Below are 15,640 nucleotides of genomic sequence, written 5' to 3' on the forward strand. Positions count from 1 at the left end.
GAGACGACCCTAACCAAGCCCTACTTCAGCGTCGCGTCCACATAGCTCATGTCGCCGAAGGCGGCCGTCATCTCGTCGGAGGGAAACTCAAACCCGTTGCGGGCATACAGTTCCTTGGCCGAATGCGCCTCTACCTGCCAGCCGTGCGTGTTCAGATAGTCCACCACGACGCTGCGCTCGCCCTGGTAGAACAGGTCGGCCGCGTTCAGGTTGAACCCGAAGCTGCGCCACCGGTCGCTGATCTGCTGCAAGCGCTCGTTGGTGAACGCGTTGGGGTCGGGCACATGCTCGGTGGCGACCCGGCTGCCCGGCGCGCTCAGCGCGGTGATGTGGTCGAACAACCGGTCCTGGGCCTCCGGCGGCAGGTAGGGCAGCAGTCCTTCCGCACTCCAGGCGGTCGGCTGGGTGACGTCGAAGCCGGCCGCCCGCAGCGCCGCGGGCCAGTCGTCGCGCAGGTCGATCGCGACGGTACGGCGTTGCGCACTCGGCTCGGCGCCGATACCGGCCAGTGTGTCGGTCTTGAACGCGATGACCTGGGGCTGGTCGATCTCGTAGACCACCGTGCCGGCCGGCCACGCGAGCCGATAGGCCCTGGTGTCCAGACCCGACGCCAGGATCACCGCCTGCCGCACACCGTTTTCGGTTGCGCTGGTGAAGAAGTCGTCGAAGAACCGGGTGCGCACCGTCATCTGATGGATCCGCGCCTGGCGGTTGAGCAGCGCGTCGTCTTCGAAATCGATCTTGCCGTCGATCACCCGGACGAAGACATCCAGCCCGACGGCCCGCACCAGCGGATCCGCGTAGGGGTCGTCAAGTAGCGCGTCGGGTCCCTGCGAAGCCACGGCGCGGGACGCGGCGACCATGGTGGCCGTCGCTCCCACGCTGCTGGCCAGGTCCCAGCTGTCGCCTTCGGTACGTCCTGAGTCAGTGCTCATCTATTTCGCTTTCTTTTGCAGGGTGCCGCTGGTGTAGAGCATCTCGCCCATCCGCATGTCATCGTCCACAAGGGGTTCGAAGCCGTTGTCCGCGAACAACTCCCGGATGCTGCTGCTCTGCAGGCGCCAGCCGCGTTCGGCCAGGTAGTCGACCGCCTCGTTGCGGTCGCCGAGGTAGACCAGACCCGCCATGTCCAGGTCGAACCCGTGCGCACGCCACCGTTCGGCGATGGTCTGCATGCGCTCGCGCATCTTGTCCTCTTCACCGGGCTCCGGGTTGGGCGCGCTCTCGGTGGCCAGCCGGCTGCCCGGCGCGCTCAGCGCGGTAATGGTGTCCAGCAGCCGGTCCTGGGCCTCCGGCGGCAGATAGCCGAGCAGGCCTTCGGCGCTCCATGCCGCGGACTGGGCCGGGTCGAAGCCGGCGGTGCGCAGCGCGGTGGGCCAGTCGTCGCGCAGGTCGATGGCCACCACCCGGCGATCGGCGGTCGGTGCGGCGCCCAGGTTCGCCAGCGCCTTGGTCTTGAATTCGATGACCTGCGGCTGGTCTACCTCGTAGACCACCGTGCCGGCGGGCCATGCCAACCGGTAGGCGCGGGAGTCGAGCCCGGACGCCAGGATCACAACCTGCTTGATACCGGCCTTCGTGGCGTCGGTGAAGAATTCGTCGAAGAACTTGGTGCGCACGGCCATGTTGTCGGCCATCCGCGACATCGCGCCGGCCGATCCCGCCGCGCCGTCGTGGACGTCGTTCAGCTCGGCGGGGTCCAGTTCGCCACTGGCCAGCCGGGAGAGTAGATCAACGCCGACAGCCTTGACCAGTGGTTCGGCGAACGGGTCGTTGATCAGCGGGCGTTCGGCGCGGGACGCGATCGCGCGCGCGGCCGCGACCATCGTGGCCGTGACCCCGACGCTGGACGCCAGGTCCCAGGTGTCGCCGTCGTATCTGGTGGAAGAAGTCATTCAGGTGCCCCCTCAATAGGATGTATTTAGCTTACCTTCGCTAATACTTAGCTGATATAACAAGCTCCACCACTGTACGCTTCCCGCGATTCGGGGCGACTTTGACGAATGGCGTACGCGACGCAGGTCAGTCTTGCGCCTAAGCGGGCCGGGTGGCCTGGTAGTAGGTGAGTTGGCCGACGATGCGTTGCCGCGAGGTGGCGACTTCGGTGCAGTCGAATCCCGCCGCGCGCAGCAGTCTGGGCACCGCGTCGCCGAGGTTGCCGACCGCGTGCGGGTTGTGCCGGATAAGCCGTGCCAGCCAGCCGCCGCTGGTCTCCTCGCCGCCGATGTCCACCAGGTGCAGCCTGCCGCCGGGACGCAACACCCGAAATATTTCGGCTGCCGCTGCCGGCTTCGCATCGTCGTTGATGTGGTGCAGCATCATCGACGACAGGACCCGGTCGAATTCGCCGTCGGCGTAAGGAAGCCGCTCGGCATAACCCTGTTCGAACCGAATGCCGGCCAGTCGGGCGGCCTTGCGCCTCGCGACCGCCAACATTCGGGGGTCCGGGTCGCACCCGGTCACGTCGGCCGAAGGCTGGGCACGTTTGGCGCGAATCGCGAGATTGCCGGTGCCGCAACCTATCTCCAGGACGCGCTGACCGTCGGCGATGTCGGCTTGAGTGATGAGCCGCCGATAGACGCTGTCGAGGCCCATGACCCGGGCGATCACGTCGTACGCGGGCAGAAAAGCAGCGTGACCCGTAGCAGGCAGGTAGTCATGTGGATGATGTTTAGTCATGTGCTCCATAGTGGACGGCTGGGCCACTGTGCAATTAGGTGATCATCGCCAAAAATAGGACTATATTTTGCAATCATGACGCAGGCACCCCGGCTGGTCGGCCACCGCGCCGGTGTCCCGATCTATCAATATCGCACCGATCCGAACATGTCTCCGGTGTCGCTGCACCGCCACATGGGCGATCTCGGCGAGCGGGGCCGTCACATTCACGACTTCCCGGCGCTGTGGTACGTGCCCGCGGCGGGCCTGGTCTACGTGGCCGCGGCCGGCGAGGTGCTCGACCCGGCGCAGCTGGAAGACTTGGATGCCGGAGTCGCGGTGTTCTTCGATCCCGCCGCGCTCGGATTGGACGGCCGCTCGCCGTGGCCGGCCTGGCGGGGGCACCCGCTGCTCTTCCCCTTTCTGCACGGATTTTCCGGTGGGGTTTTGCGCCTGGAGATACCTCAGGACCGACGACCCATGTGGGACAACTCGATCCGATCGATCGAAGCCGAACTCACTGCCCGGCAGGAGGGCCATCGACAGGCGGCCCTGGCGCACTTGACGCTACTGCTGATCGAGCTCGCGCGGCTGGCCCGTGATGTGGTGGCCGATCTCAAGCGCAGCGGTGAACCGCTGCTGGCCGACGTGTTCGCGGTGCTCGACCGCCGTAAGGGCGAGGCGTTGTCGCTGCGCGACGTGGCCGGCGAACTCGGCATCACGCCGGGGCATCTCACCACGGTGGTGCGCCGCCGCACCGGACGCACCGTGGGTGAGTGGATCATCGAACGCCGGATGGCGCAAGCGCGCACCTTGCTGGAGGAAACGGATCTTCCGGTCGCCGAGATCGCCCGGCGGGTCGGGGTATTCGATCCCGGTTACTTCAGCCGGCAGTTCACCCGGGAGCACGGCATGCCGCCGCGGGACTGGCGCCGTCGCGCTGCCTAGGCCATTGCGCCGCGAGATCCCATGATCGGCAGATCAATTGGGGTGATGATGCCAGGGGGCGCGTCGCAGAGGAAGGGGATGGCGTTGACCGCCGCGATCGCGGTGCTGTCCATCAGCACCGTCATCGCATCTTGGCCCGGATGGCCGAACCGGATCGTCGCGTCGACATACGGTTCGCCGTCGATCACCGCGCTGAAACCTTCGGGGTCTTCCCATTGCGGATCCAGCGCGTCGCTGCTCATCGTCCAGCAAATCGCGAGCTCGATCACCGGGCGGCCGTTGCGCAGACCGCGATAGGTGCGGCGCTGGCCCCCGGCAGTGCCGGCTGCGTATTCAACCCATCCCAGATCCAGATCCCGGGTCAGCACCGCGGGCTCGACGAATGCTTCCTTGGAGTCGAGTTCGACGCCGAGCATGGTTGCGATCATGTCGAGCGTCTCGAAGTAGCCGAGCCCGTAGCGTTGTGCCGACGGGTCGAGGTGCGTCACCGGCTCTCGCGGCGGCTTGCCGAATCCGAGCACCTTCCATACGTCCTGCACGGGATAGGTGGTGCAGTCCAATGTCTCAACAAGCTTGACGCTGTCCACTTTTCGGCACGCGCCGGTGAGGAAACCAGCGACGACGTTGATGAACCCCGGCTCGAATCCCGTTCCCAGAAAGGTCGCGCCGCCATGAAGCGCCGCCTCCCGCAGCGCCGCCCGCTCGACCGGGTGGTGCGAACCGGTCAGGAAGTCTCCCGTGGTCACCACGTTGATGCCGGTGCGCAGCAGCCTGTCCACCAATTCGAAGTCGATGACGCGAGGCATGTAGTTCACGCAATCCGGTGCCAGCTCGATCAACGCGTCGACATCCGCGGTGGCGGACACATCGATCGGGGGACGCTCGGCGAGAACTCCCGCGTCACAACCGACTTTGTCGGGCCCGAACGCGTGGACGCCGACGACCTCGAAATCGTCACGATCGATCAGGGCACCGAGTGCTCGCTTGCCGATGTTCCCAGTCGACCATTGAACTACCCGATAAGTCATAGCCTTTCGATCTCCAACCATTCGTCGACTTCGAACCGGTCGTCGACGGCGCGCAACGACGCGCCGCCGTGGCCGGGATAGTGCGCGGGGATCACGGTGGCGCGTGCCTGCGCGGCCTCGGTGAAGATCCGGTGCCGGGTCGCCGCGGCAGCCGCGGCGTCGACGTCGAACGCGCAGGGGTCGGCCGGACGGCGCACCTGCAACGGGCTGTGCGTGATGTCGCCGACGAAGACCGTGGGCACTCCCGCATCCAGCCACAGCACCGACGAGCCCGGGGTGTGTCCCGCGGCCGGCCGCAGGCGCAGTGACGGGCTGATCTGGTAGTCGTCCGACCAGCAGACGAGCTGTCCGGCCTCGTCGATGGGCAGCACGCTGTCGGCGAACACCAACTGATCACCGCGCTGCTGGGTCGCCTCCTGCTCGGTGCGCGGCGATCGCCGCGCCACCGGCCCGTCGGGGGCGAAGTAACGGTAATCGGCTGCGGGCGCGAGGTATCGGGCGTTGGGGAACGTCGGGACCCACACGTCGCCGTCGAGCATCGTGTTCCACCCGACGTGGTCGGAGTGAATGTGGGTGTTGATCACCACGTCCACCGCGGCGCGGTCGACGCCGGCTGACTCCCACGCGGTGAGGAACGCGGTGTTCAGCTGATCCAGCGGCGGCATGTGCGGGCGCTGACGGTCGTTGCCCACGCCGGTGTCCACGACGACGGTCAGCCCGTCGACCTCGACGACCCAGCTTTGCACCGCGATGCGCCACTTCTCGGTGCCGGGGTCGAAGAAGTCGGGCACCAGCAGGTCGGCGTTGTCGTGCCAGCCGTCAAGCGGGGTGTGCGCGAAAGACTTTGTCCCCAACTCGAACTGGAATTCCACGATACGCGCCACGCAGGCGCGGCCGAGACGCACGCGGCTCATCGGGGGTTGGTGCGCAGGTAGCCGTAGACACCGGCGAAGTTGCGGTTCACGTCTTCGGGAATCGGCACCGGACCACCGAGAGACCTTGCACCCCAAACGATTTGAGCCGTGCGCTCGACGAGGGCGGTGATGTGCAGGGCCTTGTCCGGGCGGGGTCCCACCGCGACCAGGCCGTGGTTGGCGATCAGGGCGGCGCCGCGGCCTTCCAGGGCTTTGACCGCGTTGACCCCGACGTCGGGGGTTCCGGACGCGGCGTAGTCGGCGCACCGGACGTCGCCGCCGACGTAGACCGCGAATTCGTCGATGCAGGCCGGAATCGGCTCATGCGCGATCGCGAACATGGTCGCCCACACCGGATGACTGTGGATCACGCTGCCGATGTCGTCGTATGCGTGATAGGCCGCCAGGTGCAGTTGCATTTCCGACGATGGCGCCCGGCCGTCCTTTGCGTGCTGCACGGCGCCTTGCGGGTCGATGAGCACCAAGTCGTCGAGCTCCATGTCGCGATAGTCGACCGACGAGGGGGTGATCACGATGTTGCCGTCGCGGCGTCGTGCCGAGATGTTGCCGGCGGTGCCCTCGACGAGCCCGCGACGCAGCATGTCTTTGGCCGCGTCCAGCACCGCGGTTTCCAGGTTGTCGACGAACATCATGACCCCAGCACCTCCGGGTTGACGATATGGGCGGGCGTGTTGCCGGACAGCAACGCTTCCAGATCGTCGGCGACCATCTGCGCCTGCCGTGCCTCAGTGTCCCAGGTGGCCCCGCCGATGTGCGGTGTCAGCACGACATTGGGCATACCGACCAGCGGGTGGTCCGTCGCCAGAAACTCGCCCACGAAATGGTCCAGGCCCGCCGCGGCCACCTTGCCACTGCGCAGCGCGTCCACGAGCGCGTCGGTGTCGTGCAGTTGCGCGCGGGCGGTGTTGAGGAAAACCACGCCGTCGCGCATCGCGGCGAATTCCTTCGCGCCGATCATCCCGGTGGTCTCGTCGGTGACCGGTGCGTGCAACGAGATGACGTCGGCCTCGCTCAGCAGTTCGTCGAGGCTGTGCCGGGCTTCGTCGTGATACGGGTCGTGCGCGATGACCCGCATGCCCAGCCCGGTCAACCGCCACCGCAGCGCGCGGCCGACGGCGCCAAGCCCCACCAGCCCGGCGGTGCGCCCCGCGATCTCCCACCCCCGGAAGCGCTGATAGGGAATGCTGCCGTCGCGAAACGTGTTGCCGCTGCGCACATCCGAGTCAGCGGTCAGCACGTGGCGGGTGGCGGCCAACAGCAGAGCTACCGCGATCTCGGCGACCGCATCGGCGTTGCGGGCCGGCGTATTCAGCACCGGGATGCCTGCCGAGGTGGCCCCGGCGATGTCGACGTTGTTGGGGTCGCCGCGGGTGGATGCGATCGCACGCAGACCCAGGTCCAACACCGGTCCACGCACCGAGTCGCTCTCCACCACAACGACGTCGGCGGCTTCGGCGGTGATCCGTTCGGCCAACTGCTCGGGGCCGTAGATCCGCAGCGGGGCCGTCTCGATCCAGGGGTCGTACACCACATCGGCCAGCCGGCGGAGTTTGGCGAACCCCGGACCACGCAGCGGGGCCGTCACCAGGGCGCGCGGTCTTGATGTCACGAATGCCAATGCTGGCGTACGGTGACGCCCGTGTCACGCAACGGCGTCACAATCGGCATCGACATCGGCACAACGGCGGTCAAAGCGGTCGCCGCCGACGCCGACGGCCGCGTGACGGCGCGGGTGCGCATTCCCCATCACGTTCGGGTGCCCGCGCCCAACCGGCTCGAGCACGACGCCGACGAGGCGTGGCGGCGCGGCCCGGTGGCCGCCCTCGATCAGGTGCGTCAGTTGGTTCCCGGGCCCGAGCCCCGCGCGGTGGCCGTTTCGGCGATGGTTCCCTCGCTGACCGCCGTCGATGCCGCGGGCCGGCCGTTTACCCCGGGATTGCTCTACGGCGACGAGCGAGGCCGGGTCGACGGCGATCAGCCGCTTCCCGCGCTGGGTGAAGCCGCCGAGTTCCTGCGCTGGACGGCCGCCGAAGCCCCCGGGGCGGCCGGGTACTGGCCGGCGCCGGCGGTGGCCAACCACGCGCTGGCCGGCGAGGCGGTCATCGACTTCGCCACCGCGGCCACCTCGTACCCCCTGTTCGACGGCACCGGCTGGAATCAGGCCGCCTGCGCCGAACGCGGCGCCGCCCCGGCGCAGCTGCCGCGGGTGGAGACGATCGGCGCCGCGGCCGGGCAGCTACCCGGGACCCGAACCGTGCTCGGCACGGGTGCCGTCGACGCGCTGTGCGAGCAGATGGTGGCCGGCGCCGATCGCGACGGCGAGGTGCTGGTGATGTGCGGAACCACCCTGATCGTGTGGGTCACCATTCCCGAGGCCCGCCAGGTGCCGGGGCTGTGGACCATTCCGCACACCAAGGCCCCCAAGAGCCAGATCGGCGGCGCCAGCAACGCGGGCGGGCTGTTTCTCGGCTGGGTGGATCGCGTCCTGGGACCCGCCGACCGCGCCGACGCCTTCCCCACGATCGATCCGCGCCGGATCCCAGTGTGGTCGCCCTACATTCGCGGTGAACGCACGCCGTTCCACGACCCGGACCGCCGCGCCGTGCTCGACGGCATCGACCTGACCCACGGCCCCGGCGCATTGCGCAGAGCCGCCTACGAGGCGTCGGGATTCGTCGTTCGTCAGCTGATCGAACTCAGTGGAGCGCCGGTGTCGCGCATCGTGGCCACCGGCGGCGGCACCCGGCTGCAGCCATGGATGCAGGCCATCGCCGACGCCACCGGCCGCCCGGTGGAGGTATCCGCGGTGGCCGAGGGCGCGGCGCTGGGAGCGGCCTTCCTGGCCCGGATGGCGGCCGGGCTGGAAACGTCGATCGCCGATGCCGCCCGCTGGGCCTGCACCGGGCGCATCGTCGACCCCGATCCCGCCTGGGCAGCCGCGGTGCAGGACCGCTACCGGCGTTTCCTGGCACTGGGCGAGTGCCCGTCGCGCCGACCAGAGTCGAGGATCTAGCGCGATACTCGGGTTGGCGTTCTAGTCTGGTGCAATGACTGACCAGGACCGCAAAGCCGCCCGCAGAGAGATCGCAGACGCCCTTCTGAAAGCTCTTGAACGCCGGCATGAAATAGCCGACGTCGTGGTGGAGTCGGAGAACAAAGCAGTCGCGGTCGAGGGGATCGTCAAACTGCTCGACACCTCCCACGCCGCCGCCGAAGCGGTGATGGGCATGTGCTTCGAGCAGCTCACCATCGATTCGCGCCGCAAAATCCTCGCCGAACTCGAAGACCTGAACAAGCAGCTGAGCTTCACGCTCGGCGAGCGGCCGGCGAGTTCGGGGGAGAGCCTGGAGTTGCGGCCGTTCTCCGCCGCCGAGGACCGCGACCTGTTCGCAACGCGCACCGCGGAAATCGGCGAGGCCGGCGATGGTTCTCGGGTCCCCGCCGGGAACATCGACGACGAGATCCGTGCTGCCCTCAAGCGGGTAGACGACGAAGAGGCCGCCTGGTTCGTCGCGATCGATTCCGGCGAGAAGGTCGGAATGGTGTTCGGCGAGCTGCTCGCCGGCGAGGTGAACGTGCGGATCTGGATTCACCCCGAGCACCGCAAGCACGGTTACGGCACCGCCGCCCTGCGCAAGTCGCGCTCGGAGCTGGCGTGGTGCTTTCCCGCAGTGCCATTGGTGGTTAGGGCGCCGGCGGCCAGACCGGAGTAGCCGCTACGGCAAGGTGGCAATCACCGAAATGTGGTTCTCCAGCGCCTTGAGTCCTTCGCCGGGCGGCACGGGCAGCCCGGCCTTGGCGAACTGATCGGCGCGGGTGCGCGCCGTTATCTGCCAGCCGGCAGCGCTGAGGTATTCCGCGGCCGGGGTGCGTTCACCGTGATAGACGAGCGTGGACACGTCGGTGTCGAAGCCGAATTGTCCCCAGCGCTTGGCCATCGCCTTGGCACGCTTCTCCAGCAGGGGCATGCCGTCGCGGTGGTATTCGGTTGCCAGCCGGCTGCCCGGTGCGCTCAGCGTGGTGATCGCGTCGAACAACCGATCCTGCGCCTCCGGCGGCAGGTACATCAGCAGTCCCTCGGCGCTCCACGCCGCGGGCTTTGTCTCGTCAAAACCTGCTTGGCGCAACGCGTTTAGCCAGTCGTCGCGCAGGTCGACGGCAACGGTCCGGCGCTGGGCCGTGGGTTCGGCGCCCAGGTTCGACAGCGCGGTGGTCTTGAACTCGACGACCGCCGGTTGATCAACCTCGTACACGACGGTGCCCGCGGGCCAATCCAGCCGATAGGCACGCGAGTCCAGGCCCGCGGCCAGGATCACCGCCTGGCGCACACCCGCGGCGGTGGCGTCGGTGAAGAAGTCGTCGAAATACCGAGTGCGCACGGCCATCATGTTGACCATTCGCCGCAGATTGAATTCTGCATCGGGGTCCGCGTCGGGGTCCAGACCGCCGGTCTCATCGGTGATTTCGCCGTCGAGCACTCGGATGAAGAAATCCGCACCCACCGCGCGCACCAGCGGATCGGCGAACGGGTCGTCGATCAGCGCGTCCGGGCCCTTGCCGGCAAGAGCGCGGCAGGCGGCGACCCAGGTCGCGGTCGCCCCCACGCTCGACGCCAGGTCCCAGGTGTCTTGATCGGTGCGTGCCACGCTCAACCCCCCAGCGTTGCGGACAAGTATCTGATGTCGCCGAACGCCACCATGGACGGTTCGGTGGGAAACTCAAAACCGTTGTGCGCGTACATCTCCGGAGTGCTACGCACCGTCGTCTGCCAGCCCCGCTCGGTGAGGTAGGCCGATACGTCATTGCGCTCGCCGGTGTAAACCAGTTCGGACCAGTTCAGATTCAGGCCCATCCGGCGCCACCGTTCGCTCATCTCGCGACCCCGCTTTTCGACACGGTCACGCATGTCGGGGACGTAACCGGTACCGATCCGGCTGCCGGGCGCAGACAGCTCGGTGATGTTGTCGAACAGGCGATCCTGGGCGTCCGGCGGCAGGTAGCCGAGCAGGCCCTCGGCTATCCAGGCGGTCGGCTGCGTCGAGTCGAATCCGTTGCTGCGCAACGCGGCCGGCCAGTCGTCGCGCAGATCCACCGCCACCGTCCGGCGCTCGGTGGTCGGGGCCGCGCCGAGGCCGGCCAGGGTGCGGGTCTTGAACTCGATCACCTGCGGCTGGTCGATCTCGTAGAGCACGGTTCCGTCCGGCCACGGCAACCGGTAGCCGCGGGTGTCCAGCCCGGACGCGAGAATCACCGCCTGGCGCACCCCCGCTTCGGCGGCATCGAGGAGGAAGGTGTCGAAGTACCGGGTTCGCACGGCCATGCCTTCGCTGAGCCGCTGCGTAGTGAACGCCGGATCGTCCTCGGAGAGTTCGACCTCGCCGTTCATCATCCGGATGAAGGCGTCCACCCCGACCGCATTGACCAGCGGCTCGGCGAAGGGATCGTCGATCAACGGATCGGGGCCCTTGGATGCCATCGCCCGGCGGGCCGCCACCGCGGTGGCGGTGGCTCCCACGCTGGACGCCAAATCCCAGCTGTCTCCGTCGAATCGCTTGCTCTCGGTGCTCGTCATGCCTGCGCTCCTAACCGAGAGTGGCGGTAACCGAGACGATGTTGCGCAGTTGGGACAGGGCCTCGCTGTCATGGAAATCGCGGCCGTAGTCGGCGAAAAGTTCGCGCCGTGGCCGCGAGCTCACCTGCCAGCCGTGGTCGCTCAGGTACTCGACGACGTCGCTGCGGTCGCCGTCGAAGAACAATTGCGACAGGTCGATGTCGCAGCCCAGATTGAGCCAGCGCTGGTTGAACTCCTGCGCACGCTCGGACATCGTCGTCTCCGAGGGCGGATGGAACTCGGTGGCCAGCATGCTGCCGGGTGCCGACAGCGAGGTGATGTTGTCGAAGAGCCGGTCTTGGGCATCCGGGGGCAGATACATCAGTAACCCCTCGGCACTCCACGACGTCGGCTGGGTGACGTCAACCCGCTGCTGCGCAAGGCCATTGGCCAGTCGTCGCGAAGGTCGATGCTGACGGTGCGTCGCTCCGCGGACGGTAGGGCGCCCAGGCTGGACATTGTGGTGGTCTTGAACTCGATGACCTGGGGCTGATCCACCTCGTAAACGACGCTGCCGTCCGGCCAGGACAGCCGATAGGCGCGCGCGTCGAGTCCGGCGGCCAGAATCACCGCCTGGCGGATGCCGTCACGAGCGGCGTCTCGAAAGAAATCGTCGAAGAAGCGGGTGCGCACCGCGATCGAGTCGGTCTCGACCTGCAGGTCGCCCAGGCCGCCCTCGGGCGTCTCGGCCGTGGTCAGCTTGCCGTCGACCACCCGCGTGAAGAAGTCCAGCCCGACCGCCCGCACCAACGGTCCCGCGAATGGATCGTTGATGATCGGGTTGTCCTCGTTGCTGGCCACCGCGCGGGCCGCGGCGACCATCGTGGCCGTGGCGCCGACGCTCGAGGCCAGATCCCAACTGTCTTGGTCAGTGCGTGTCATCGTGCTCCTCGATCCTCCGCAGCCAGCTTTGATACTTAGCAAATGCAACGAGCTTTCAAAACTCTACGCCTGGTTGCTGTCCGCTTCCTGAATTTTTTGAGCCCTTTTGGTGCGGCTCCATGACGCCCTTTTAAGGATCTACTCCGACCAGCTGTTAGTCTCGTACACGATTTGACGCGTGACGCCGTACGTCCTGGCCTGCGGGTGTTGAGCGCGCGTAAACGCAGGAATACCCCCGGCCGCGCAGGAGGATAGAAGTGCTTTCGGCTTTCATCTCGTCGCTGCGAACAGTCGACTTGAGACGGAAGATCCTCTTCACGCTTGGCATTGTCGTGCTGTATCGCCTCGGCGCCGCTTTGCCGTCGCCCGGCGTCAACTACCCGAATGTGCAGCAGTGCATTAAAGAGGCCAGCGGTGGCGAAGCTGGGCAGATTTATTCGCTGATCAACCTGTTCTCCGGCGGCGCGCTGCTCAAGCTCACCGTGTTCGCGGTGGGCGTGATGCCCTACATCACCGCGAGCATCATCGTGCAGCTGCTCACCGTGGTCATTCCACGGTTCGAGGAATTACGCAAGGAAGGCCAGTCCGGCCAGGCCAAGATGACGCAGTACACGCGTTATCTGGCGATCGCGCTGGCCATCCTGCAGGCCACCAGCATCGTGGCTCTGGCGGCCAACGGCGGCCTGCTGCAGGGCTGCTCGCTGGACATCATCGCCGACCAAAGTATCTTCACCCTGGTCGTCATCGTGCTCGTCATGACGAGCGGTGCGGCGCTGGTGATGTGGATGGGTGAGCTGATCACCGAGCGTGGCGTCGGCAACGGCATGTCGCTGCTGATCTTCGTCGGCATCGCCGCCCGCATTCCGTCCGAGGGCAAGACGATCCTGGACAGCCGCGGCGGGATGATCTTCACCGCCGTGCTGCTCGCCGCGCTGCTGATCATCGTCGGCGTGGTCTTCGTCGAGCAGGGCCAGCGCCGGATTCCGGTGCAGTACGCCAAGCGCATGGTGGGCCGGCGCATGTACGGCGGCACCTCGACGTATCTGCCGCTCAAGGTCAACCAGGCCGGTGTTATCCCCGTCATCTTCGCCTCGTCGCTGATCTACATCCCGCACCTGATCACCCAGTTGATCCGCAGCGGCAGCGGAGGTGTGGGCAACAGCTGGTGGGACAAGTTCGTCGGCACCTACCTGTCGGACCCGAGCGATCCGGTCTACATCGGCATCTACTTCGGGCTGATCATCTTCTTCACGTACTTCTACGTGTCGATCACCTTCAATCCCGACGAGCGCGCTGACGAAATGAAGAAGTTCGGCGGCTTCATCCCCGGCATCCGGCCGGGCAAGCCCACCGCCGACTACCTGCGTTTCGTGCTGAGCCGGATCACGCTCCCGGGCTCGATCTACCTCGGTGCGATCGCGGTGCTGCCCAACCTGTTCCTGCAGATCGGGAATGCCGGGACGGTGCAGAATCTGCCATTCGGCGGTACGGCGGTTCTGATCATGATTGGCGTCGGGTTGGATACCGTCAAACAGATCGAGAGTCAGCTGATGCAGCGCAACTACGAAGGGTTCCTCAAGTGAGAGTCGTTTTGCTGGGGCCACCGGGGGCGGGTAAGGGCACACAGTCGGAGAAACTCAGCGAAAAGCTCGGCATTCCGCAGATCTCCACCGGGGACCTGTTCCGGAGCAACATCGGGCAGGGCACCAAGCTCGGCCTGGAGGCCAAGCGCTACCTGGACGCGGGCGACTTGGTCCCCTCCGACCTGACCAACCAGCTCGTCGACGACCGGCTGAACGACCCTGACACCGCCAACGGCTTCATCCTGGACGGCTATCCCCGCTCGATCGAGCAGGCCAAAGCGCTGCACGAAATGCTGGAACGCCGCGGCACCGACATCGACGCGGTGCTGGAATTCCGGGTGTCCGAGGACGAGTTGCTGGAGCGCCTCAAGGGCCGCGGCCGCGCCGACGACACCGAGGACGTCATCATCAACCGGTTCAAGGTGTACAACGACGAGACCGCGCCGCTGCTGGAGTACTACCGCGACGAACTCAAGACGATCGACGCCATCGGATCGTTGGACGAGGTATTCGCGCGCGCGCTGCGAGCGCTGGGCAAGTAGTGATGCGCGCGCTGGCGCGGCTGCGCAGAAGCAAGGTAGTGCCGCAGCGCAGCGCCGGCGAACTCGACGCGATGGCCGCGGCCGGCGCCGTGGTGGCCAACGCCCTGCAGGCGGTGCACGCGGCCGCGGTTGCCGGGGTATCCACGCTGAGCCTGGACGGAATCGCCGAGTCGGTGATCCGGGAAGCCGGGGCGACGCCGTCGTTCCTGGGCTATCACGGTTACCCGGCGTCGATCTGCGCGTCGGTCAACGACCGGGTGGTGCACGGCATCCCCTCCGCCGCGGAAGTCCTCGCCTACGGTGACCTGGTCTCCATCGACTGCGGTGCGGTCCTGAACGGCTGGCACGGCGATGCCGCGATCACGTTCGGGATCGGGGCACTCGATCCCAACGACGAGGCCCTTTCCGCGGCGACCCGGGAGTCGCTGGAAGCCGGCATCGCGGCGATGATCCCGGGCAACCGGTTGACCGACGTCGCCCACGCCATCGAAATGGGAACGCGGGCGGCCGAGGTTCGCCACCGCCGTGCGTTCGGCATCGTCGAGGGCTACGGCGGCCACGGCATCGGCCGGCAGATGCACATGGACCCGTTCCTGCCCAACGAGGGAGTACCGGGCCGCGGACCGCTGCTGGCCTCCGGTTCGGTGCTGGCCATCGAGCCGATGTTGACGCTGGGCACAGGTAAGACGCGGGTGCTCGACGACGACTGGACGGTCACCACGACCGATGGCTCACGGGCGGCGCACTGGGAGCACACCGTGGCGGTCACCGAGGACGGGCCCCGCATTCTCACGTTGAGCTGATCTCGAACTAAACGCCTGTTGCACTCGTTTCAATGGGCAGGAGGTGATCGAGTGGCTCGAGGCGCTGGTACTTGGCGGGCTTCGGGGGTGGCAGAAGCTGCGTTGATGACGGCGCTCTACGACGAGCACGCGGCGGTCTTGTGGCGCTATGCGCTGCGGCTGACCGGCGATGCCGCCCACGCCGAGGACGTGGTTCAGGAAACGCTGCTGAGGGCCTGGCAGCATCCGGAAGTCGTCGGTGACACCGAGCGGTCGGCGCGTGCCTGGTTGTTCACCGTTGCCCGCAACATGATCATCGACGATCGCCGCAGCGCCCGGTATCGCAATGTGGTCGGGTCGCTCGACGAAGACGGAGCGCCCGAGCAGGCCACGCCCGACGAGGTCAACGCGGCGCTGGACCGGCTGCTGATCGCCGACGCGATGACGCAACTGTCAGCGGAACACCGCGCCGTTATCGAGCGCTCGTACTACCGCGGATGGACCACCGCGCAGATTGCTGCAGACCTTGACATCGCCGAAGGAACCGTGAAGTCGCGACTACACTATGCCGTGCGGGCTTTGCGGCTCACTCTGCAGGAACTCGGAGTTACTCGATGACAGCGCGATGCCTTCTCGGGGCACCAATCCGTGTGATCGTCGGCTCCGAATGC

The 15,640-nt window shown here is 66.9% G+C and carries 16 protein-coding genes and 1 pseudogene; 7 read left to right on the top strand and 10 right to left on the bottom strand.

Annotated elements, in window-relative coordinates; genetic code table 11:
- Nucleotides 1-20: 20 nt before the first annotated feature.
- From AC5Y5O_RS02695 to AC5Y5O_RS02705, 3 genes are all read right to left on the bottom strand, one after another.
- Nucleotides 21-935, bottom strand: a complete 915-nt coding sequence (locus AC5Y5O_RS02695) for a class I SAM-dependent methyltransferase (RefSeq protein ID WP_096284817.1) — start codon at nucleotides 933-935, stop codon at nucleotides 21-23.
- Complete coding sequence (locus AC5Y5O_RS02700; protein WP_500023592.1) at nucleotides 936-1,895, bottom strand: class I SAM-dependent methyltransferase; 960 nt, start codon at nucleotides 1,893-1,895, stop codon at nucleotides 936-938. It lies immediately after the preceding gene.
- A gap of 139 nt (nucleotides 1,896-2,034) precedes the next feature.
- Entirely contained in the window at nucleotides 2,035-2,679 is a 645-nt protein-coding gene (locus AC5Y5O_RS02705; RefSeq protein WP_423790855.1) for a class I SAM-dependent methyltransferase, read from the bottom strand.
- 75 nt (nucleotides 2,680-2,754) lie between these two features.
- On the opposite strand from AC5Y5O_RS02705, the gene AC5Y5O_RS02710 reads away from it, so the two are divergent.
- Complete coding sequence (locus AC5Y5O_RS02710) at nucleotides 2,755-3,606, top strand: helix-turn-helix transcriptional regulator (RefSeq protein WP_096284823.1); 852 nt, start codon at nucleotides 2,755-2,757, stop codon at nucleotides 3,604-3,606.
- Here AC5Y5O_RS02710 and AC5Y5O_RS02715 read toward each other — a convergent pair.
- Genes AC5Y5O_RS02715 through AC5Y5O_RS02730 form a run of 4 tightly spaced genes read right to left on the bottom strand, consistent with a single transcriptional unit; the run spans nucleotide 3,603 to nucleotide 7,178 of the window.
- Nucleotides 3,603-4,634: an NAD(P)H-dependent amine dehydrogenase family protein gene (locus tag AC5Y5O_RS02715; RefSeq protein WP_500023595.1), complete on the bottom strand. Its 1,032-nt coding sequence runs from the start codon at nucleotides 4,632-4,634 to the stop codon at nucleotides 3,603-3,605. The genes AC5Y5O_RS02710 and AC5Y5O_RS02715 overlap by 4 nt on opposite strands.
- The gene (locus tag AC5Y5O_RS02720; RefSeq protein ID WP_500023597.1) at nucleotides 4,631-5,548 is read right to left on the bottom strand and encodes an MBL fold metallo-hydrolase; all 918 of its coding nucleotides are present in this window, start codon (nucleotides 5,546-5,548) and stop codon (nucleotides 4,631-4,633) included. Before AC5Y5O_RS02720 ends, AC5Y5O_RS02715 begins: the two co-directional genes overlap by 4 nt.
- A complete protein-coding gene (locus AC5Y5O_RS02725) occupies nucleotides 5,545-6,201 on the bottom strand; it encodes an L-fuculose-phosphate aldolase (protein WP_500023599.1) in 657 nt (218 codons plus the stop codon). Before AC5Y5O_RS02725 ends, AC5Y5O_RS02720 begins: the two co-directional genes overlap by 4 nt.
- Nucleotides 6,198-7,178 (bottom strand): NAD(P)-dependent oxidoreductase, encoded by a 981-nt coding sequence (locus AC5Y5O_RS02730; RefSeq protein WP_500023601.1) that lies wholly within the window; start codon nucleotides 7,176-7,178, stop codon nucleotides 6,198-6,200. The genes AC5Y5O_RS02725 and AC5Y5O_RS02730 overlap by 4 nt, the downstream gene beginning before the upstream one ends.
- A 30-nt stretch (nucleotides 7,179-7,208) precedes the next feature.
- Between AC5Y5O_RS02730 and AC5Y5O_RS02735 the strand changes: the two genes are divergently transcribed.
- Together AC5Y5O_RS02735 and AC5Y5O_RS02740 are read left to right on the top strand one after the other, a co-directional pair.
- On the top strand, nucleotides 7,209-8,582 hold the full coding sequence (locus AC5Y5O_RS02735) for a xylulokinase (protein ID WP_096290879.1): 1,374 nt from the start codon (nucleotides 7,209-7,211) through the stop codon (nucleotides 8,580-8,582).
- A 34-nt stretch (nucleotides 8,583-8,616) separates the two neighbouring features.
- A complete protein-coding gene (locus AC5Y5O_RS02740; RefSeq protein WP_096284833.1) occupies nucleotides 8,617-9,282 on the top strand; it encodes a GNAT family N-acetyltransferase in 666 nt (221 codons plus the stop codon).
- A 3-nt stretch (nucleotides 9,283-9,285) separates the two neighbouring features.
- Here AC5Y5O_RS02740 and AC5Y5O_RS02745 read toward each other — a convergent pair whose 3' ends face one another.
- From AC5Y5O_RS02745 to AC5Y5O_RS02755, 3 genes and pseudogenes are all read right to left on the bottom strand, one after another.
- Complete coding sequence (locus tag AC5Y5O_RS02745) at nucleotides 9,286-10,215, bottom strand: class I SAM-dependent methyltransferase (protein ID WP_500023604.1); 930 nt, start codon at nucleotides 10,213-10,215, stop codon at nucleotides 9,286-9,288.
- A 2-nt stretch (nucleotides 10,216-10,217) separates the two neighbouring features.
- The gene (locus tag AC5Y5O_RS02750; RefSeq protein WP_500023606.1) at nucleotides 10,218-11,141 is read right to left on the bottom strand and encodes a class I SAM-dependent methyltransferase; all 924 of its coding nucleotides are present in this window, start codon (nucleotides 11,139-11,141) and stop codon (nucleotides 10,218-10,220) included.
- 10 nt (nucleotides 11,142-11,151) lie between these two features.
- Nucleotides 11,152-12,062 (bottom strand): annotated as a pseudogene (locus AC5Y5O_RS02755) (class I SAM-dependent methyltransferase).
- Nucleotides 12,063-12,319: 257 nt separating this feature from the next.
- On the opposite strand from AC5Y5O_RS02755, the gene secY reads away from it, so the two are divergent.
- Genes secY through AC5Y5O_RS02775 form a run of 4 tightly spaced genes read left to right on the top strand, consistent with a single transcriptional unit; the run spans nucleotide 12,320 to nucleotide 15,587 of the window.
- Entirely contained in the window at nucleotides 12,320-13,645 is a 1,326-nt protein-coding gene (secY, locus tag AC5Y5O_RS02760; RefSeq protein WP_096284841.1) for a preprotein translocase subunit SecY, read from the top strand.
- Nucleotides 13,642-14,187, top strand: a complete 546-nt coding sequence (locus AC5Y5O_RS02765) for an adenylate kinase (protein WP_096284843.1) — start codon at nucleotides 13,642-13,644, stop codon at nucleotides 14,185-14,187. The genes secY and AC5Y5O_RS02765 overlap by 4 nt, the downstream gene beginning before the upstream one ends.
- Nucleotides 14,188-14,189: 2 nt before the next feature.
- Nucleotides 14,190-14,990 carry a type I methionyl aminopeptidase gene (gene map / locus AC5Y5O_RS02770; RefSeq protein ID WP_500023608.1) on the top strand — a complete coding sequence of 267 codons (801 nt, stop codon included), beginning with the start codon at nucleotides 14,190-14,192 and terminating at the stop codon, nucleotides 14,988-14,990.
- A 51-nt stretch (nucleotides 14,991-15,041) separates the two neighbouring features.
- Nucleotides 15,042-15,587, top strand: coding sequence for a sigma-70 family RNA polymerase sigma factor (locus AC5Y5O_RS02775; protein ID WP_096284847.1), 546 nt, complete (start codon nucleotides 15,042-15,044; stop codon nucleotides 15,585-15,587).
- Nucleotides 15,588-15,640: the final 53 nt, after the last annotated feature.

The organism is Mycobacterium sp. NGS40 (assembly GCF_059812735.1).